Below are 20,220 nucleotides of genomic sequence, written 5' to 3' on the forward strand. Positions count from 1 at the left end.
GGGGTCCCCCCGGCCGTTCGGAAAGGCGCGCCGATCAACCGGCGCGCCTTTCACGGTTGAACACGTGGTTCTCCGGGCGGGCCGGCTCATATCCTGACCGTCGGGGCTCCGGCGGGCCTTTTGTTCCATTCTCCTTGTACAGCCCTTCTCTTCAGCCCTTCTGTTCAGCCCTTTTGCGTTGCTGTTCCTCCTTGGCTGAAAGACCTTCGACCAGGTATCGAACTCCCGACCTCCCGAATGCCGAGGGATTTGTGAACGAGACTGATGGGCCGGCCCTGACGGAATTCGCGGCAGCCGGTGCGGAGCCGTTGGCGATCGTCGGCATGAGCTGCCGCTACCCCGGCGGGGTCCGTTCGCCCGAGGACCTGTGGAGCCTGCTGGCCGAACGGCGGGACGCCCTCTCCGACTTCCCCGCGGACCGGGGCTGGAACCTCGAATCCCTGTACGACGCGGACCCGGAGAGCGCCGGGAGGACCTACCTCACCCGGGGCGGCTTCCTCGACGACGCCGTCGGATTCGACGCGGCCTTCTTCGGCATCCCGCCGCGCGAGGCGCTGGCGATGGACCCGCAGCAGCGGCTGCTGCTGGAGACCTCGTGGGAGGCGCTGGAGCGCGCCGGCATCACCCCGTCCGCGATCCGGGGCACCCGGACCGGCGTGTTCGTGGGCGCCGAGCCGAGGGAGTACGGCCCCCGGCTGCAGGAGGCGCCCGAGGGAGTCAAGGGCTACCTGCTCACCGGCACGACGACCAGCGTGATGTCCGGCCGGATCTCGTACCTGCTCGGACTGCACGGGCCCTCGCTCACCGTCGACACCTCCGCCTCCAGCTCCCTGGTCGCCATCCACCTCGCCGTGCAGGCCCTGCGGTCCGGCGAGTGCTCGCTGGCGCTCGCCGGCGGCGTGTCCGTCATGGCCACCCCGGGGAACTTCGTCGCGTTCAGCGGCCTCCGGGCGCTCTCCTCCGACGGCGTGTGCCGGCCGTTCTCGGCCGACGCCGACGGGACGGTGTGGTCGGAGGGCGTCGGCCTGCTCGTCCTGGAGCGCCTGTCCGACGCCATGCGCAACGGCCACCCCGTGCTCGCCGTGCTGCGCGGCTCGGCGATCAACTCCGACGGGACCAGCGACGGCCTGACCGCCCCCAACGGCCGGGCCCAGCAGGCGGTCATCCGCCGCGCCCTGGCGAACGCGCGCCTCTCGGCCGCCGAGGTGGACGCGGTGGAGGCGCACGGCACAGGCACCCGGGTCGGCGACCCGATCGAGGCGCGGGCACTGCTCGCCACGTACGGCCAGGAGCGGCCGGAGGGCCGGCCGCTGTGGCTGGGCTCGGTGAAGTCGAACATCGGGCACACCCAGGCCGCGGCCGGCGTGGCGGGCGTCATCAAGATGGTGCTGGCGCTGCGGCACGGCGAGCTGCCCGCGATGCTGCACGCGGACGACCCGTCGCCGCACGTCGACTGGGCGTCGGGCACCGTCCGGCTGCTGACCGAGCCCGTGCCGTGGCCGGCCGGGGAGCACCCGCGCCGGGCCGGTGTGTCGGCGTTCGGGATCAGCGGGACCAACGTCCACGTCGTCCTGGAGGAGGCGCCGGCCGCTGAGAGCGCCGAGGCCGCCCGGGCACCGGAGACGGCTCCGGTGCTGCCGGGCGCCGGTGCGTGGGTGGTGTCGGGCCGGTCGGCGGAGGCGCTGGCGGCCCAGGCGGGCCGGCTGCGGGAGTGGGCGGCGGCGCGTCCGGAGCCCGAACCGGCCGACGTGGCCCGGTCGTTGGCGACGACGCGGGCGACCTTCGAGCACCGGGCCGTGGTGGTGGGCACCGACCGGGCGGAGCTGGTGGCCGGGCTGGAGCAGATCGCCGACGGTGTGCCGGCGGGTGCCGTGGTGTCGGGGGTGGCCCGTGCGGATGCCCGGGTGGGTCTGATCTTCGCGGGTCAGGGTTCGCAGTGGGTGGGGATGGGCCGGGGGCTCTACGAGGGCAGCCCGGTGTTCGCCGAGGTGTTCGACCGGGTGTGCGGGCTGTTGGAGCTGGAGCTCGGGATCTCGGTGCGGGACGTGGTGCTCGGTGCCGAGGGTGTCGACGCGGCCCTGGCGGACCAGACGTTGTACGCGCAGGCGGGGTTGTTCGCCTTCGAGGTCGGTGTCGCGGCGGTGCTTCAGGCCGTGGGTGTGACGCCGGACGCGGTGGTGGGTCACTCGGTGGGTGAGGTCGCGGCCGCGTACGTGGCCGGGGTGCTCTCCCTGGAGGACGCGGCCCGTCTGGTGGCGGCGCGGGCGCGGCTGATGCAGGCGCTGCCGAGCGGTGGCGCGATGGCGGCGATCAACGCTCCCGAGGCGGACGTCGTCGCGACCCTGGCCGAGCTGCCGGGGGCGGTGGTCGCGGCGGTCAACGGTCCGGAGTCGGTGGTGATCTCGGGTGAGGTCGAGGCCGTGGACGCGGTGGTGGAGCTGTGGCGGGAGCGGGGTCGCCGGGTGCGGCGGCTGCGGGTCTCGCACGCCTTCCACTCGCCGGCGATGGATCCGGTGCTCGACGAACTCGCCGCCGTGGCCGCCGGGTTGGAGTACGACCGTCCGCAGCTGATGTGGGCGGGTGCGCTGACCGGTGAGCTGGTGACCGAGTGCGAGGCGGGTTACTGGCCCGCGCAGACGCGCGGGGCGGTGCGGTTCGCCGACGCCGTCGCCGCGCTCGCCGAGCAGGGCGTGACGGTGTTCATCGAGGTCGGCCCCGACGGGTCGCTGTCCACCCTCGGCCCCGACACGGTGGCCGGCATCGGCACCGAGGACGCCGTCTTCGTCCCGCTCCAGCGGCGGAACGACGAGGGCGTCACGAGCGTGGTGACGGGTCTGGCCCGCGCGTTCGTGCGGGGCGTGCCGGTGGACTGGAGCGCCGTGCTCCCGGCCGGCCGGCCGGTGGACCTTCCGACGTACGCCTTCCGGCACCGGCGCTTCTGGCTCGACAGCGGCGCGTCGTCGCACGTCATGGAGCTGCCGCAGTCCGACGACGACACGGCCGGGGAACCCCTGCCGGACGGTGCCACCGGGCTCCTGCGGCAGCTCGTGGGCCGACCGGAGCCCGAGCAAGAGCAGGTCCTGCTCGACCTGGTCCTGACGCACGCCGCGGCCGTCCTCGGACACGCCTCCCCGCGGGCGCTCGACCCCGCGCACACCTTCAAGGAGCTCGGGTTCGACTCGGTGACCGGCGTCGAGCTGCGCAACCGGCTGAGCGCCGCGGTCGCCATGCGCCTGCCCACCACCCTGATCTTCGACCACCCGACCCCCGTGGCGCTGTCCGAGCACCTGCGGGCGGAAGCACTGGGGCACGCCGACGAGCCCACCGCCCCGGCCCGGACGGCCGCAGGGGCCGACGAGCCGATCGCGATCGTGGCGATGAGCTGCCGCCTCCCCGGTGACGTCAGCGCCCCGGAGCAGCTCTGGGACCTGCTGGCCGCCGGCGGTGACGCCGTCGGCGACCTCCCCACCGACCGGGGCTGGGACCTCTCCCAGCTCTTCGACCTGGACGCGGAGCGGGCCGGCACCTTCTACACGCGCGGCGGCGGATTCATCACCGGGGCGGGGGAGTTCGACGCCGCCTTCTTCGGGATCAGCCCGCGCGAGGCGCTGGCGATGGACCCGCAGCAGCGGCTGCTCCTCGAACTCTCCTGGGAGGCCTTCGAACGGGCGGGCATCGACCCGCGCCGGCTGCGAGGCTCGTCCACCGGTGTCTTCGTGGGCGCGTCCTCTTCCGGCTACGGCGCCAACGCGCCCGAGGAACTCGAGGGCCACCTGCAGTCGGGCATCGCCCCCAGCGTGATCTCGGGCCGGGTGGCCTACACGCTCGGCCTCGAAGGGCCGGCCCTGACGGTCGACACCGCGTGCTCCTCGTCGCTGGTCGCCCTGCACCTGGCCGGCCAGGCCCTGCGGTCGGGGGAATGCTCGCTGGCGCTGGCGGGCGGCGTCACCGTGCACGCCACCACCTCGTGGCTCGCCTGGTTCAGCCGGCAGCAGGGGCTGGCGGCGGACGGCCGCTGCAAGGCGTACTCGGAGCAGGCCGACGGCATGGGCATGGCCGAGGGCGCCGGCATCGTCGTACTGGAGCGACTGTCGGACGCGCGGCGGCTCGGGCACAAGGTGCTCGCGGTCCTGCGCGGTTCGGCGGTCAACCAGGACGGTGCGTCGAACGGTCTCACGGCGCCGAACGGCCCGTCGCAGCAGCGGGTGATCCGGGCGGCGCTGGCCAGCGCGGGTCTGGCCACGGGTGACGTGGACGTGGTCGAGGGCCACGGGACGGGGACCAAGCTGGGCGACCCGATCGAGGCCCAGGCGCTGCTGGCGACCTACGGGCAGGGGCGTCCGGAGGACCGGCCGCTGCTGCTCGGCTCGCTGAAGTCCAACATCGGGCACACCCAGTGGTCCTCGGGCGTCGCGGGCGTCATCAAGATGGTGCTGGCACTGCAGCACGAGCAGCTGCCGAGGACGCTGCACGCCGAGGAACCGTCCTCGCACGTGGACTGGGACGCGGGCGCGGTGCGGCTGGCGACGTCGGCGGTGCCGTGGCCGCACTCGGAGGAGCGTCCGCGGCGCGTGGGGGTGTCTTCGTTCGGCATCAGCGGCACCAACGCGCACGTGATCATCGAGCAGGCGCCCGACCGGGACGCCGTTGTCGCGCCCGCCGGCGGTGTCGTGCCCCCGGTCGTGCCGTGGGTGGTGTCGGGACGCTCGGCGGAAGGTCTCGCCGGTCAGGCGGAGCGGTTGGCGGGCTTCGTCCAGCGGACGGACGTGGACGCCGTCGATGTGGGTTGGTCGCTGGCGACGTCGCGGGCGGCGCTGGAGCACCGAGCGGTGGTGCTCGGCTCCAACGGCGACGAACTGGTCTCCGGGCTCAGGGCCTTGGCCGAGGGGCGTGAGGTGCCCGAGGTGGTGTCCGGCGCCGTGGGTGGTGTCGGCAAGGTCGGTTTCGTGTTCACCGGGCAGGGTGCGCAGCGGATCGGGATGGGGCAGGGGCTGTATGCGGCGTTCCCGGTGTTCGCCGAGGCCTTCGACGCGGTGTGTGCCGGTCTGGCCGAGCACCTGGACGGCTCCCTGGCCGCGGTGATCCGTGGTGAGGGTGAGGGTCGGATCGATGACACGGGGTGGGCGCAGCCGGCGCTGTTCGCGATCGAAGTCGCGTTGTTCCGGCTCCTGGAGTCGTGGGGTGTGTCGCCGCAGGTGGTGGCCGGGCACTCGATCGGTGAGCTGGCGGCCGCGCACGTGGCCGGGGTGTGGTCGCTGGACGACGCCTGCGCGGTGGTGGCCGCTCGCGGCCGTTTGATGCAGCAACTCCCTACCGGTGGCGCGATGGTGGCCGTGGAGGCGACGGAGGAGCGGGTCCTCGAAGCGATCGCGGGCCGCACCGGCGTCGGCATCGCCGCGGTGAACGGCCTCAACGCCGTGGTGATGTCCGGGGTCGAGGACGAAGTGCTGGCCGCCGCAGAGGAGTTGGCGCAGACCGGGGCGCGCACCAAGCGCCTCCAGGTCTCCCATGCCTTCCACTCGCCGCTGATGGAACCGATGCTGGCGGAGTTCGCCCGCGTCGTCGCCTCCGTCAGCTACCGCACGCCCAGGCTGGCCATGGTCTCCGCCCTCACCGGACAGCCGGTGAGCGACGAGGTCACCGACCCGTCGTACTGGGTGAAGCACGTCCGTGAGGCCGTCCGCTTCTGCGACGCCGCGAACGCCCTCCGCACCGCCGGCGTCAGGACGTTCATCGAGATCGGCCCCGACGGCATCCTGTCCGGCATGGGCCCCCAGACCCGCGCCGACGCCGAAGGCGAGGGAACCGAGGAGGTCTGGCTCCCCCTGCTCCGCCGGGGCCGCGACGAACCGCGCGCCCTGCTCACCGCCCTCGCCAAGGCCTTCGTCCGCGGCGTGCCGGTCGGCTGGGACAAGCTCTACGCGAACACCGGCGCCCAGCGGATCGACCTGCCCACCTACGCGTTCCAGCGGCAGCGCTACTGGCTGACCCCCGCTCTGGGCAGCCGCGCCGAGGACCTCGGCCTGGAGACCCCCGGCCACCCGCTGCTGGGTGCGGCGGTGACGCTGCCGGCCACGGGCGGCCTCGTCCTGACCGGTCGGCTGTCGCTGGCCCGGCAGCCCTGGCTGGCCGACCACGTGGTCGCCGGCCAAGTGGTGGTGCCCGGAGCCGCGCTGGTCGAGATGGCGGTGCGGGCCGGTGACGAGGCCGGCTGCGGCCGGGTCGAGGAACTGGTCATCGAGTCGCCGCTCGTCGTCCCCCCTCAGGGCGGCGTCCGGGTGCAGGTCACCGTGGACGGGCCGGACGAGTCCGGCCGGCGCGTGGTGGCCGTCTACGCCCAGGCCGAGGAGGCCGCGCCCGAGGGGGAGTGGACCCGTCACGCGGCGGGCGCGCTGGCCCCGGCCGGAACGACGGCCGGCAGCGACGCCGACGGCGGGTCGGCGCAGTGGCCCCCGGCCGGCGCGGAGGCCCTCGACCTGGACGGGTTCTACCCGGCCCTGGCCGCCGGCGGCCTCGCCTACGGCCCGGCGTTCCAGGGGATCCGTGCGGCGTGGCAGCGCGGCGGGGAACTGTTCGCCGAGGTCGCCCTTCCGGACGGGGTGAGCGCCGCCGACTTCGGCCTGCACCCGGCCCTGCTCGACGCCGCCCTGCACGTGATCGTGGGCACGGGCGAGCGCCGGGACCGGCTTGAGGTCCCGTTCTCGTGGGGGAACGTCGACCTGCACGCCACGGGCGCCGCCGTGGCCCGGGTGCGGGTGACCCCGGAGCGGACCGGTGACGGCTTCTCCCTGACCCTGGCGGACGCCACGGGCGCGTTGATCGCTTCCGTCGGCTCGCTGGTCCTGCGGCCCTTCGCCGCCGCTGCGGCACCGGCTCGTGACGACGTGTTCGGGGTGGAGTGGGTCCCCGTCGCCGTCACGGGCTCGGAGCAGCCGGACGGCCGGTGGGCCGTGCTCGGGGACGAGCCGTACTCCGACCTGGCGGCACTGCTGGCGGCCGTCGAGGCGGGCGGGACCGTTCCCGAGGTCGTGGTGGCGCGCGCCGTGCCCGCGGCGGACGCCGACGACGTCCCGGGCGCGGCGCGCGACGTCGCGGTCGGTGTGCTGGGCCTGGTGCAGGAGTGGCTGGCGGCCGACGCGCTGTCGGGGTCGCGGCTGGTGGTGGTGACCGAGCGCGCCGTGGACGCCGGGCCCGAGGCGGCCATGGAGGTCGCGGCCGCGCCCGTCTGGGGCCTCGTCCGGGTGGCGCAGGCCGAGAACCCGGACCGGATCACGCTGGCCGACGTGGACGACGCGTCCGCCGCCGAGGTCGCGCAGTGGCTGCGAGCGGGTGTGGCGTCCGGTGAGCCGCAGTTCGCGGTGCGGGCCGGCCAGGTGCGGGCGCCGCGCCTGGCGCGCGTCGCGGAGGGGCTGCCGGTTCCGGCGGAGCGGGTGTGGAGCCTGGACTTCCACGAGCGCGGCACGCTGGAGAACCTCACCCTGCTGGGCGCCGCCGAGGCGGCTCCGCTGGGGGTCGGCCAGGTGCGGGTCGCGCTGCGCGCGGCGGGCGTGAACTTCCGCGACGTGCTGAACGTGCTCGGCATGTACCCCGGCGACGCGGGCCGGCTGGGCCTGGAGGGCGCCGGCGTCGTGCTGGAGGTCGGCCCCGGCGTGACCGGCCTGCGGCCGGGCGACGCGGTGATGGGCCTGTTCACGGGCGCCTTCACCACGGAGGCCGTGACGGACCAGCGGCTGCTGGCCCCGGTGCCGTCCGGCTGGACCATGGCGGAGGCGGCCGGCGCGCCGCTGGTGTTCCTGACCGCGTGGTACGCGCTGGTGGAGCTGGCCGGCCTGCAGCGGGACGAGCGGGTGCTGATCCACGCCGCCGCCGGTGGCGTGGGCATCGCGGCGGTGCAGCTGGCCCGGCACCTGGACGCGGAGGTGTTCGCGACCGCGTCGCCGGCCAAGTGGGCGGCGGTGCGCGGACTGGGCGTCGAGGCGTCGCACCTCGCCTCCTCCCGCACCACCGACTTCGAGGAGGCCTTCCGCGCCGAGTCCGGCGGCCACGGGGTGGACGTGGTGCTGGACTCCCTGGCCGGGGAGTTCGTGGACGCGTCGCTCCGGCTGACCCGGGCCGGCGGCCGGTTCGTCGAGATGGGCAAGACCGACGTCCGGGAGCCGGAGCGGGTGCGCCGGGACCACGCGATCGACTACCGGGCGTTCGACCTGCTGGAACTGGACCCCGACGTGCTGGGCCGGATGCTGCGGGAGCTGACCCGGCTGTTCGCGGACGGCGCGCTGCGCCCGCTGCCGGTGGCGTGCTGGGACGTGCGCCGCGCGCTGGACGCGTTCCGCTTCCTGAGCCAGGCGCGTCACATCGGCAAGGTCGTCCTGACCATGCCCGCGCCGGCCGAACGGGCCGGCACCGTGCTGCTGACGGGCGCGTCCGGCGCGCTGGGCGGTCTGGTCGCCCGGCACCTCGCGGCGACCGGACGGGCCGGGCGGCTGCTGCTGGTCTCGCGGCGTGGCATCGACGCCGCCGGGATGCCGGAACTCGTCGCCGACCTGGAGGAGTTGGGCGTCGAGGTCACCGTCGCGGCCTGCGACGTCGCCGACCGTGACGAGCTCGCCCGCGTCCTGGACGGCGTGCCGCTGACGGGCGTCGTCCACGCGGCCGGCATCGTGGACGACGGGCTGGCCACGGCGCTCTCGCCGGAGCGCGTGGAGACGGTCATGCGTCCGAAGGCCGACGCGGCGTGGCACCTGCACGAGCTCACCCGCGACCTCGACCTGGACACCTTCGTCCTGTTCTCCTCGATCGCCGGCGTCTGGGGCAACCCCGGACAGGCCAACTACGCGGCCGGCAACACCTTCCTGGACGCCCTGGCCGCGTCCCGCCGCCGGGCCGGGCTGCCCGCCGCGTCCCTGGTCTGGGGCCCGTGGGAACACGGCATGACCGCGAAGCTCGACCGGGCCGACTGGCAGCGCATGTCCCGCCAGGGCCTGAAGCCGCTGCCCGCGGCCGACGGGCTCGCCATGCTGGACACGGCCGCCCGGGCCGCCGACCCCCTGGTGGTCACGGCCAAGCTGGACCTCGCCGCGCTGCGGCGCTCCGGCGAGGTCCCGCCGTTCCTGTCCGGCCTGGTCCGGGCCGGGCAGGCGGGCGCGCCCGCCCGTCGTACCGCCGGAGTCCCCGCAGCCGACGGCCGGAACGCGCTGGGCGCCCGGCTCCAGGCACTCGGCCCCGCCGAGCGGACCGAAGCCGTCCTCGACCTGGTCGCGGCGCAGGCCGCCCTGGTCCTGGGCATGGCCGGACCGGAGAGCATCGAGGCCGGCCGGGCGTTCCGCGACACCGGCTTCGACTCGCTCACCTCCGTCGAGCTGCGCAACCGGCTGAACACGGTGACGGGACTGCGCCTGCCGGCCACGGCGGTCTTCGACTACCCGACGCCGGCCGCGCTGGCCGGATTCGTGCTGGGCGAGCTGATCGGTGACGTCGAGGCGGCCTCGGCGCAGGCCGCGCTCCCGGTGGCGGGGGGCGGCGTCACCGCCGACGAGGACCGCGTGGTCATCGTCGGCATGGGCTGCCGCTTCCCCGGCGGGGTGTCGTCGCCGGAGGAGTTCTGGGAGCTGGTGGCCGCACGCGCGGACGCGGTCGGGCCGTTCCCCACGGACCGGGGCTGGCCCGCGGACGTGCACGACCCGGACCCGGAGGCGGTGGGCAAGAGCCTGTCGGGCGAGGGTGGATTCCTGTACGAGGCGGGCGAGTTCGACGCCGGCTTCTTCGGGATCAGTCCGCGGGAGGCCGTGGCGATGGACCCGCAGCAGCGGCTGCTGCTGGAGACCTCGTGGGAGGCGTTGGAGGATGCGGGAATCGATCCGACGGGGTTGCGGGGCAGCGCGACCGGTGTGTTCGCGGGGCTGATCTACCACGACTACCTGCCGTTCGGCGCGGTGTCCGAGAACGTCGAGGGCTACGTCGGCACCGGCGGATCGGGCGGTGTGGCGTCCGGACGGGTGGCGTACGCGCTGGGTCTGGAGGGGCCGGCGGTGACGGTGGACACGGCGTGTTCGTCGTCGCTGGTGGCGCTGCACCTGGCGTGCCAGTCGCTGCGCTCGGGCGAGAGCTCGCTGGCACTGGCCGGCGGCGTGAACGTGATGTCGACGCCCGGCACCTTCATCGACTTCACCAAGCAGGGCGGGCTGGCGGCGGACGGCCGCTGCAAGGCGTACGCGGAGTCGGCGGACGGCACCGGCTGGGGCGAGGGCGTCGGCGTCCTGGTGCTGGAGCGGCTGTCGGACGCGCGGCGGCTCGGGCACAAGGTGCTCGCGGTGGTGGCCGGTACGGCGGTGAACCAGGACGGTGCGTCGAACGGTCTGACGGCGCCGAACGGTCCGTCGCAGCAGCGGGTGATCCGGGCGGCGCTGGCCAGCGCGGGTCTGGCCACGGGTGACGTGGACGTGGTCGAGGGGCACGGGACGGGGACCCGGCTGGGTGACCCGATCGAGGCCCAGGCGCTGCTGGCGACCTATGGGCAGGGGCGTCCGGCCGACCGGCCGCTGCTGCTCGGCTCGGTGAAGTCCAACATCGGCCACGCGCAGGCGGCGGCGGGTGTCGCGGGCGTCATCAAGATGGTGTCCGCGATGCGGTACGGCGTGGTGCCGGCGACCCTGCACGTGGACGCGCCGTCCTCACACGTGGACTGGGAGGCGGGCGCGGTCCGGCTGGTGACCGAGGCGACGGACTGGCCCGACGCCGGGCGTCCGCGGCGTGCGGGGGTGTCGTCCTTCGGGTTCTCCGGGACCAACGCGCACGTCATCATCGAGCAGGCGCCCGCCGAGGAGACTTCGGCGCCTCGTACGGACGGCCGGGTGCTGCCGGTGGTGCCGTGGGTGGTGTCGGGTCGGTCGGCGGCGGGTCTTGCCGGGCAGGCGGAGCGGTTGGCGGGCTTCGTCCAGCGGACGGACGTGGACGCCGTCGATGTGGGCTGGTCGCTGGCGACGTCGCGGGCGGCGCTGGAGCAGCGCGCGGTGGTCCTGGGTGCGGACCGCGACGAGTTGGTGGCGGGTCTTGAGGCGTTGGCCGAGGGGCGTGAGGTTCCCGGTGTGGTGTCCGGCGCCGTGGGTGGTGTCGGCAAGGTCGGTTTCGTGTTCACCGGGCAGGGTGCGCAGCGGATCGGGATGGGCCAGGGGCTGTATGCGGCGTTCCCGGTGTTCGCCGAGGCCTTCGACGCGGTGTGCGCCGGGCTGGCCGAGCACTTGGACGGTTCCCTCGCGGCGGTGATCCGTGGTGAGGGCGAGGGTCGGATCGACGACACGGGGTGGGCGCAGCCGGCGCTGTTCGCGATCGAGGTCGCGTTGTTCCGGCTTCTGGAGTCGTGGGGTGTGTCGCCGCAGGTGGTGGCCGGCCATTCGATCGGTGAGCTGGCGGCCGCGCACGTGGCCGGTGTGTGGTCGCTGGACGACGCCTGCGCGGTGGTGGCCGCTCGTGGCCGTTTGATGCAGCAACTCCCCGCCGGTGGCGCGATGGTGGCCGTCGAGGCGACGGAGGAGCGGGTCCTCGAAGCGATCGCGGGCCGCATGGGTGTCGGCATCGCGGCCGTGAACGGCCTCAAGGCCGTGGTGATGTCCGGTGTCGAGGACGAAGTGCTCGCGGCCGCCGAGGAGTTGGCGCAGACCGGGGCGCGCACCAAGCGTCTGCAGGTCTCGCATGCCTTCCACTCGCCGCTGATGGAACCGATGCTGGCGGAGTTCGCCGAGGTGGTTCGTGCGGTCAGCTACCGCATGCCCAGGCTGGCCATGGTCTCCGCCCTCACCGGACAGCCGGTGACGGACGAGGTCACCGACCCGGCCTACTGGGTGAAGCACGTCCGCGAGGCCGTCCGCTTCTGCGACGCCGCGAACGCTCTCCGCGCCACCGGCGTCAGGACGTTCATCGAGATCGGCCCCGACGGCATTCTGTCCGGCATGGGCCCTCAGACCCGCGCGGACGCCGAGGCCGAGGAGGTCTGGCTCCCCCTGCTCCGCCGCGGGCGCGACGAGCCCCGCGCCCTGCTCACCGCCCTCGCCAAGGCCTTCGTCCGCGGCGTGCCCGTCGAGTGGGGCGAGCTCTACGCGAACACCGGCGCCCAGCGGATCGACCTGCCCACCTACGCCTTCCAGCGGCAACGCCACTGGCTGCCGACGGGTACCGCTGTGGTGGACGCGGCCGGGCTGGGCCAGTCCCCGGCGCGTCACCCGCTGCTGGGTGCGGCGGTGACGCTGCCGGCCAGCGGCGGCCTCGTCCTGACCGGTCGCCTGTCGGTGTCCGGGCAGCCGTGGCTGGCGGATCACGTGGTGGCCGGGCAGATCGTCCTGCCGGGGACCGCGCTGGTCGAGATGGCGGGGCGGGCCGGTGACGAGGCCGGCTGCGGCCGGGTCGAGGAACTGGTCATCGAGTCGCCGCTCGTCCTCCCGTCCCAGGGCGGAGCGCGGGTGCAGGTGACGGTGGACGGCCCGGACGAGGCCGGTCGCCGCGCGGTGGCCGTCTACGCCCAGGCGGACGACGCGACCTTCGCGCAGGAGTGGACGCGCCACGCGACCGGTGTGCTGTCGTCTGCCGACGCAGCCGTCGGCGAGGGTTGGGGTCAGTGGCCCCCGGTCGACGCGGATGCCGTCGATCTGGACGGGTTCTACCCGGGCCTGGCCGCCGGCGGTCTCGCCTACGGTCCGGTGTTCCAGGGGCTGCGCGCGGCCTGGCGGCGTGGCGAGGAGCTGTTCGCCGAGGTGGCGCTGCCGGACGGCGTGAGCGCGTCCGGGTTCGGCCTGCACCCGGCCCTGCTGGACGCGGCCCTGCACGTGATCGTGGGCACGGGCGAGCGCCGGGACCGGGCTGAGGTCCCGTTCGCCTGGGGCGATGTGGTCGTGCACGCGGCGGACGCGGTGGCGGCGCGGGTGCGGGTGGCGCCGGTGGCCTCGGGCGAGGGCGTGTCGGTGACGCTGGCTGACGCCACCGGTGGGCTGATCGCGTCGGTGGGCTCCGTGGTCCTGCGTCCCTTCGTCGCCGCTGCGGCGCCGGCTCGCGACGACCTGTTCGAGGTGGAGTGGGTCCCGTCCCCGGCGGCGGTCTCCGAGGGGTCGAACGGCCGGTGGGCCGTGCTCGGGGAGGAGCTGTCCGGCGCCGAGTCCTATGCCGATCTGGCCGCGCTGCTGGCGGCCGTCGACGCGGGCGAGGCCGTTCCCGAGGCCGTGGTGGCGCGGGCCGTGCCCGAGCCGGCTCCCGACGACGTCCCGGGCGCGGCGCGCGACGTCGCAGTCGGCGTGCTGGGCCTGGTGCAGGAGTGGCTGGCGGCCGACGCGCTGTCCGCGTCGCGGCTGCTGGTGGTGACCGAGCGCGCCGTGGACGCCGGTCCCGAGGCGACGATCGAGGTCACGGCCGCGCCCGTCTGGGGTCTCGTCCGGGTGGCGCAGGCCGAGAACCCGGGCCGACTGGTGCTGGCGGACCTGGACGAGCTGTCCGACGAGGCGCTGTCCTGCCTGCGGGCAGGCGTGGTGTCCGGTGAGCCGCAGTTCGCGGTGCGGGCCGGCCAACTGCGCGTGCCGCGACTCGCGCGGGTGCCGTTCGCGCCCACCTCGACCGGCACCGATCACCGTGCGGGCACGGTGCTGATCACGGGCGCTTCGGGCGCGCTGGGCGGTCTGGTCGCCCGGCATCTCGCGGCGACCGGACGGGCCGGGCGGCTGCTCCTGGTCTCGCGGCGTGGCATCGACGCCGCCGGGATGCCGGAACTCGTCGCCGACCTGAAGGACTTGGGCGCCGACGTCACCGTCGCGGCCTGCGACGTCGCCGACCATGACGAGCTGGCCGGGGTCCTGGACGGCGTGCCGCTGACGGGCGTCGTCCACGCGGCCGGCGCCGTGGACGACGGGCTGGCCACGGCCCTTTCGCCCGAGCGCGTGGAGACGGTCATGCGTCCGAAGGTCGACGCGGCGTGGCACCTGCACGAGCTCACCCGCGATCTGGACCTGGACACCTTCGTCCTGTTCTCCTCGGTGGCCGGTGTCTGGGGCAACCCGGGGCAGGCCAACTACGCGGCCGGCAACACCTTCCTGGACGCGCTGGCCGCGTCCCGCCGCCGGGCGGGGTTGCCCGCGACGTCCCTGGCGTGGGGTCCGTGGGAGGAGGGCATGGCCGGCGGGCTGAGCGACGCCGACTGGCGCCGGCTGTCCCGGCAGGGCCTGAAGCCGCTGCCCGCGGCCGATGGGCTCGCCATGCTCGACGCGGCCGCCCACGCCGCCGCGCCCCTGGTGGTGACCGCCCAGCTCGACCTCGCCGCGCTGCGGCGCTCCGGCGAGGTCCCGCCGCTGCTGTCGGGCCTGGTCCCGGCGACGCCGGCGGGCTCGCGCACCCGTCGGACGGCGGGCCGGCCCGCGGCCGACGGCCAGAACGCGCTGGCCGCGCGGCTGGCCGAGCTCGGCCCGGACGAGCAGCGCGAGAGCGTGCGGGAGTTGGTCCTGTCGCAGGCCGCCCTGGTGCTGGGCATGACGGGACCCGGAGCCGTCGACTCCGGTCGCTCCTTCCGCGACGTCGGTTTCGACTCGCTCACCGCCGTCGAACTGCGCAGCCGGCTGAACAACGTCACGGGCCTGCGCCTGCCGGCGACGGTCGTGTTCGACTACCCGACGCCGGTGGCGCTGGCCGACTTCGTGCTCGGCGAGCTGGTCGGTGAGTCCGCTCCCGCGTCGGCGGACTCGGCACGGCCCGTGGTCCGCGCCGTGCCGGCCGATGAGGACCGCCTGGTGATCGTCGGGATGGCGTGCCGGTTCCCGGGCGGTGTGTCGTCGCCGGAGGAGTTCTGGGAGCTGGTGGCGTCGCGCGGCGACGCGGTCGGGCCGTTCCCGACGGACCGCGGCTGGCCCGTGGACGTGGTCGATCCCGACCCGGAGGCGGTGGGCAAGAGCGTCTCCGGCGAGGGTGGATTCCTGTACGAGGCGGGGGAGTTCGACGCGGAGTTCTTCGGGATCAGTCCGCGGGAGGCCGTGGCGATGGATCCGCAGCAGCGGCTGCTGCTGGAGACCTCGTGGGAGGCGTTGGAGGACGCGGGAATCGATCCGACGGGGTTGCGGGGCAGCGCGACCGGTGTGTTCGCGGGGCTCTTCTACCACGACTACCTGCCGTCGCACTTCGTGCCGGAGGAGGTCGAGGGGTATCTCGGCACGGGTGGGACGGGGTCGGTCGCCTCGGGGCGGGTGGCGTACGCGCTGGGTCTGGAGGGGCCGGCGGTGACGGTGGACACGGCGTGTTCGTCGTCGCTGGTCGCGCTGCACCTGGCGTGCCAGTCGTTGAGGTCGGGTGAGAGCTCGCTCGCGCTGGCCGGCGGTGTCACCGTCATGTCGACGCCCGGGACGTTCATCGACTTCTCGCGGCAGCGCGGGCTGGCGGCCGACGGTCGCTGCAAGGCGTACGCGGAGTCGGCGGACGGCACCGGCTGGGGCGAGGGCGTCGGGGTGCTGGTGGTGGAGCGCCTGTCGGACGCGCTGCGCAACGGCCACCGGATTCTGGCGGTCGTCGCCGGTACCGCGGTCAACCAGGACGGTGCGTCGAACGGTCTGACGGCGCCGAACGGCCCGTCGCAGCAGCGGGTGATCCGGGCGGCGCTGGCCAGTGCCGGCTTGTCCGCGAGCGACGTGGACGTGGTCGAGGGGCACGGGACGGGGACGCGGCTGGGTGACCCGATCGAGGCGCAGGCGCTGCTGGCGACCTACGGCCAGGACCGGCCGGAGGACCGGCCGCTGCTGCTCGGCTCGGTGAAGTCCAACATCGGCCACGCCCAGGCCGCCGCCGGTGCCGCGGGGATCATCAAGATGGTCGCCGCGATGCAGCACGGCGTGGTGCCGGCGACGCTGCACGCGGACGAGCCCTCGTCGCGCATCGACTGGGAATCCGGTGCGGTCCGGCTGGTGACCGAGGCGCAGCCCTGGCCGGACGCCGGGCATCCGCGGCGTGCGGGGGTGTCGTCGTTCGGGTTCTCCGGGACCAACGCGCACGTCATCATCGAGCAGGCACCGGCCGAGGAGGCCGCCGCGCCTCGCACGGACGGCCGGGTGCTGCCGGTGGTGCCGTGGGTGGTGTCGGGACGCTCGGCGGCGGGCCTTGCCGGGCAGGCGGAGCGGCTGGCGGACTTCGTCCAGGCGGACGTGGACATCGCCGGCGTGGGTTGGTCCCTCGCGACGTCGCGGGCGGCGCTGGAGCACCGAGCGGTGGTGCTCGGCTCCAACGGCGACGAACTGGTCTCCGGGCTCAGGGCCTTGGCCGAGGGGCGTGAGGTGCCCGAGGTGGTGTCCGGCGCCGTGGGTGGTGTCGGCAAGGTCGGTTTCGTGTTCACCGGGCAGGGTGCGCAGCGGATCGGGATGGGGCAGGGTCTGTATGCGGCGTTCCCGGTGTTCGCCGAGGCCTTCGACGCGGTGTGTGCCGGTCTGGCCGAGCACTTGGACGGTTCCCTCGCGGCGGTGATCCGTGGTGAGGGCGCGGGTCGGATCGACGACACGGGGTGGGCGCAGCCGGCGCTGTTCGCGATCGAGGTCGCGTTGTTCCGGCTCCTGGAGTCGTGGGGCGTGTCGCCGCAGGTGGTGGCCGGCCATTCGATCGGTGAGCTGGCGGCCGCGCACGTGGCCGGGGTGTGGTCGCTGGACGACGCCTGCGCGGTGGTGGCCGCTCGCGGCCGGCTGATGCAGCAACTCCCCACCGGTGGCGCGATGGTGGCCGTCGAGGCGACGGAGGAGCGGGTCCTTGAAGCGATCGCGGGCCGCATGGGTGTCGGCATCGCGGCCGTGAACGGCCTCAAGGCCGTGGTGATGTCCGGTGTCGAGGACGAAGTGCTCGCCGCCGCCGAGGAGTTGGCGCAGACCGGGGCGCGCACCAAGCGTCTGCAGGTCTCGCATGCCTTCCACTCGCCGCTGATGGAACCGATGCTGGCGGAGTTCGCCCGCGTCGTCGCCTCCGTCAGTTACCGCACGCCCAGGCTGGCCATGGTCTCCGCCCTGACCGGCGAGCCGGTGAGCGAGGAGGTCACCGACCCGTCGTACTGGGTGAAGCACGTCCGTGAGGCCGTCCGCTTCTGCGACGCCGCGAACGCTCTGCGCGCCGCCGGTGTGCGGACGTTCATCGAGATCGGCCCCGACGGCATCCTGTCCGGCATGGGCCCGCAGACCCGCGCCGACGCCGAGGCCGAGGCAACCGAGGAGGTTTGGCTCCCCCTGCTCCGCCGGGGCCGCGACGAGCCACGCGCCCTGCTCACCGCCCTCGCGAAGGTGTTCGTACGGGGTCTGCCGGTCGACTGGGAGAAGGTCTTCACCGGCACCGGCGCCCAGCGCGTCGAGCTGCCCACCTACGCCTTCCAGCGGCAGCGCTACTGGCTGGACGTCACCGCCGGCAGCCGCGCCGAGGATCTCGGCCTGGGGAACCCAGGTCACCCGCTGCTGGGCGCGGCGGTGACGCTTCCGGCCACGGGCGGCCTCGTCCTGACCGGTCGGCTGTCGCTGGCCCGGCAGCCCTGGCTGGCCGATCACGCGGTGGACGGGCAGGCGGTGGTGCCGGGCGCCGTGCTGGTCGAGATGGCGGTGCGGGCCGGTGACGAGGCCGGCTGCGGCCGGGTCGAGGAACTGCTGATCGAGTCGCCGCTGGTGCTTCCGCTCCAGGGCGGAGCGCGGGTGCAGGTGACGGTGGACGGCCCGGACGAGGCCGGTCGCCGCGTGGTGGCCGTCTACGCCCAGGCCGAGGACGCGGCGCCGGATGACGAATGGACCCGGCACGCCGCCGGTGTCCTCGCCCCGGGTGCCGTCTCCGCCGACCCCGACACCGTCTCCGCCGCCCACATCGGCGGCGAGCTGGCGCAGTGGCCCCCGGTCGGCGCGGAGGCGGTGGACCTGGACGGGTTCTACCCGGGCCTGGCCGCCGGCGGTCTCGTCTACGGTCCGGTGTTCCAGGGGACGCAGGCGGTCTGGCGGCGTGGTGAGGAGCTGTTCGCCGAGGTGGCGCTGCCGGACGGCGTGAGCGTAGCCGGGTTCGGTCTGCACCCGGCCCTGCTGGACGCGGCCCTGCATGTGATCGTGGGCGCCGGTGAGCAGCGCGACCGGGCTGAGGTCCCGTTCGCCTGGGGCGATGTGGTCGTGCACGCGGCGGACGCGGTGGCGGCGCGGGTACGCGTGGCGCCGGCGGCCTCGGGCGAGGGCGTGTCGGTGACGCTGGCCGACGCCACCGGTGGGCTGATCGCGTCGGTGGGCTCCGTGGTCCTGCGTCCCTTCGTCGCTGCTGCGGCGCCGGCTCGCGACGACCTGTTCGGGGTGGAGTGGGTCCCGTCCGCGGCGGCGGCCCCCGGCGAGCCGAACGGCCGGTGGGCCGTCCTCGGGGAGGAGCTGTCCGGCGCCGAGTCCTATGCCGATCTGGCCGCGCTGCTGGCGGCCGTCGACGCGGGCGAGGCCGTTCCCGAGGCCGTGGTGGCGCGGGCCGTGCCCGAGCCGGCCCCCGACGACGTCCCGGGCGCGGCGCGCGACGTCGCGGTCGGCGTACTGGGCTTGGTGCAGGAGTGGCTGGCGGCCGACGCGCTGTCGGCGTCGCGGCTGCTGGTGGTGACCGAGCGCGCCGTGGACGCCGGTCCCGAGACGGCCATGGAGGCCGCGGCCGCGCCCGTCTGGGGCCTCGTCCGGGTGGCCCAGTCGGAGAATCCGGACCGGATCACGCTGGCCGACGTGGACGACATGTCCGCTGCCGAGGTCGCGCCATGGCTGCGGGCCGGCATGGCGTCCGGCGAGCCGCAGTTCGCGGTGCGCGCGGGCGAGGTGCGGGTGCCCCGGCTTGTGCGGGTGCCGTCCGCGCCCATCCCGGCCGGCGCCGAGGAAGTCCGAGCCGGCACCGTGCTGGTGACCGGCGCGTCGGGCGCCCTCGGCGGCCTGGTCGCCCGACACCTCGCGGCGACCGGACGGGCCGGCCGACTGCTGCTGGTCTCGCGTCGTGGCATCGACGCCGCCGGGATGCCGGAACTCGTCGCCGAGCTGAAGGAGTGGGGCGCCGACGTCAGCGTGGCCGCCTGCGACGTGGCCGACCGTGACGAGCTGGCCGGGGTCCTGGACGGCGTGCCGCTGACGGGCGTCGTCCACGTGGCGGGAGTCCTCGACGACGGGATCCTCGCCGCGCTGACCCCGGAGCGGCTGGCGGCGGTCATGCGTCCGAAGGTCGACGCGGCATGGCACCTGCACGAGCTGACGCGCAGTCACGATCTCGACACCTTCGTGCTCTTCTCGTCGATCGCCGGCGTGATCGGCAACGCGGGCCAGGGCAACTACGCGGCGGGCAACACCTTCCTGGACGCGCTGGCCGCCCACCGACGGCACGCGGGCCTTCCTGCCGTGTCGCTGGCGTGGGGCCCGTGGGAGCACGGCATGGCCGGCGAACTCACCGAGGCCGACCGTCGGCGGATGGCCCGCCAGGGTATGCGCCCGCTGTCGGACGCCCGCGGGCTCGCCGTCCTGGACGCGGCCGCCGGCCGGCCCGAGGCGCTGCTCGTGGCGGCCGAGCTGGACCTGCCCGCGCTCCGCCGCTCCGGCGACGTCCCCGTGCTCCTGTCCGGCCTGGTGCGCGGCTCGCGTGCCGGCGGGTCCGCCCGCCGATCGGTGGCGGAGCGCGGCGTCGAGGGGCAGAACGCGCTGGCCGCCCGGCTGGCCGCGCTGAGCCCGGACGAACGACGCGAGGGCGTGCGGGAGTTGGTCCTGTCGCAGGCCGCCCTGGTGCTGGGCATGTCCGGACCGGGCAGTCTCGACGCGGACCGGTCCTTCCGGGACGTCGGTTTCGAGTCGCTCACCGCCGTCGAACTGCGCAACCGGCTGAACAGCGCCACGGGCCTGCGCCTGCCGGCCACGGCGGTCTTCGACTACCCGAGCCCGACCGCCCTGGCCGACTTCGTGGCCGGGGAGCTGTTCGGGTCGGTCGCCGAGGAGCCGGGCACCCTCTCGGCCTACTCCGGACTCGACAGGCTCGAAGCGTCGCTCACCGAGCTCCTGGGCGACGACGGCGCCCGGGCGCGGGTCACGGCGCGGCTCAAGGACATTCTCTCCGTGCTGAGCGACGCCGCCGGATCCGGCGAGGGCGACGACGACGGTGTCTCGGTCGCCGACAAGATCCAGTCGGCCAGCGACGACGACATGTTCGACTTCATCGACAACCAGCTCGGGCTCTGAGTACGTCGCCGTACCACCGTGCGAAATGAGG

Annotated in this window: 1 protein-coding gene; it reads left to right on the forward strand. The window is 74.8% G+C overall.

Annotated elements, in window-relative coordinates; genetic code table 11:
• The first annotated feature begins 251 nt into the window (after positions 1–251).
• A complete protein-coding gene (locus tag ACFVHB_RS31100; protein ID WP_380328880.1) occupies positions 252–20,189 on the forward strand; it encodes an SDR family NAD(P)-dependent oxidoreductase in 19,938 nt (6,645 codons plus the stop codon).
• Positions 20,190–20,220: the final 31 nt, after the last annotated feature.

The sequence above is a fragment of the Kitasatospora sp. NPDC127111 genome (assembly GCF_042677465.1).
Taxonomy (GTDB): Bacteria; Actinomycetota; Actinomycetes; order Streptomycetales; family Streptomycetaceae; genus Kitasatospora.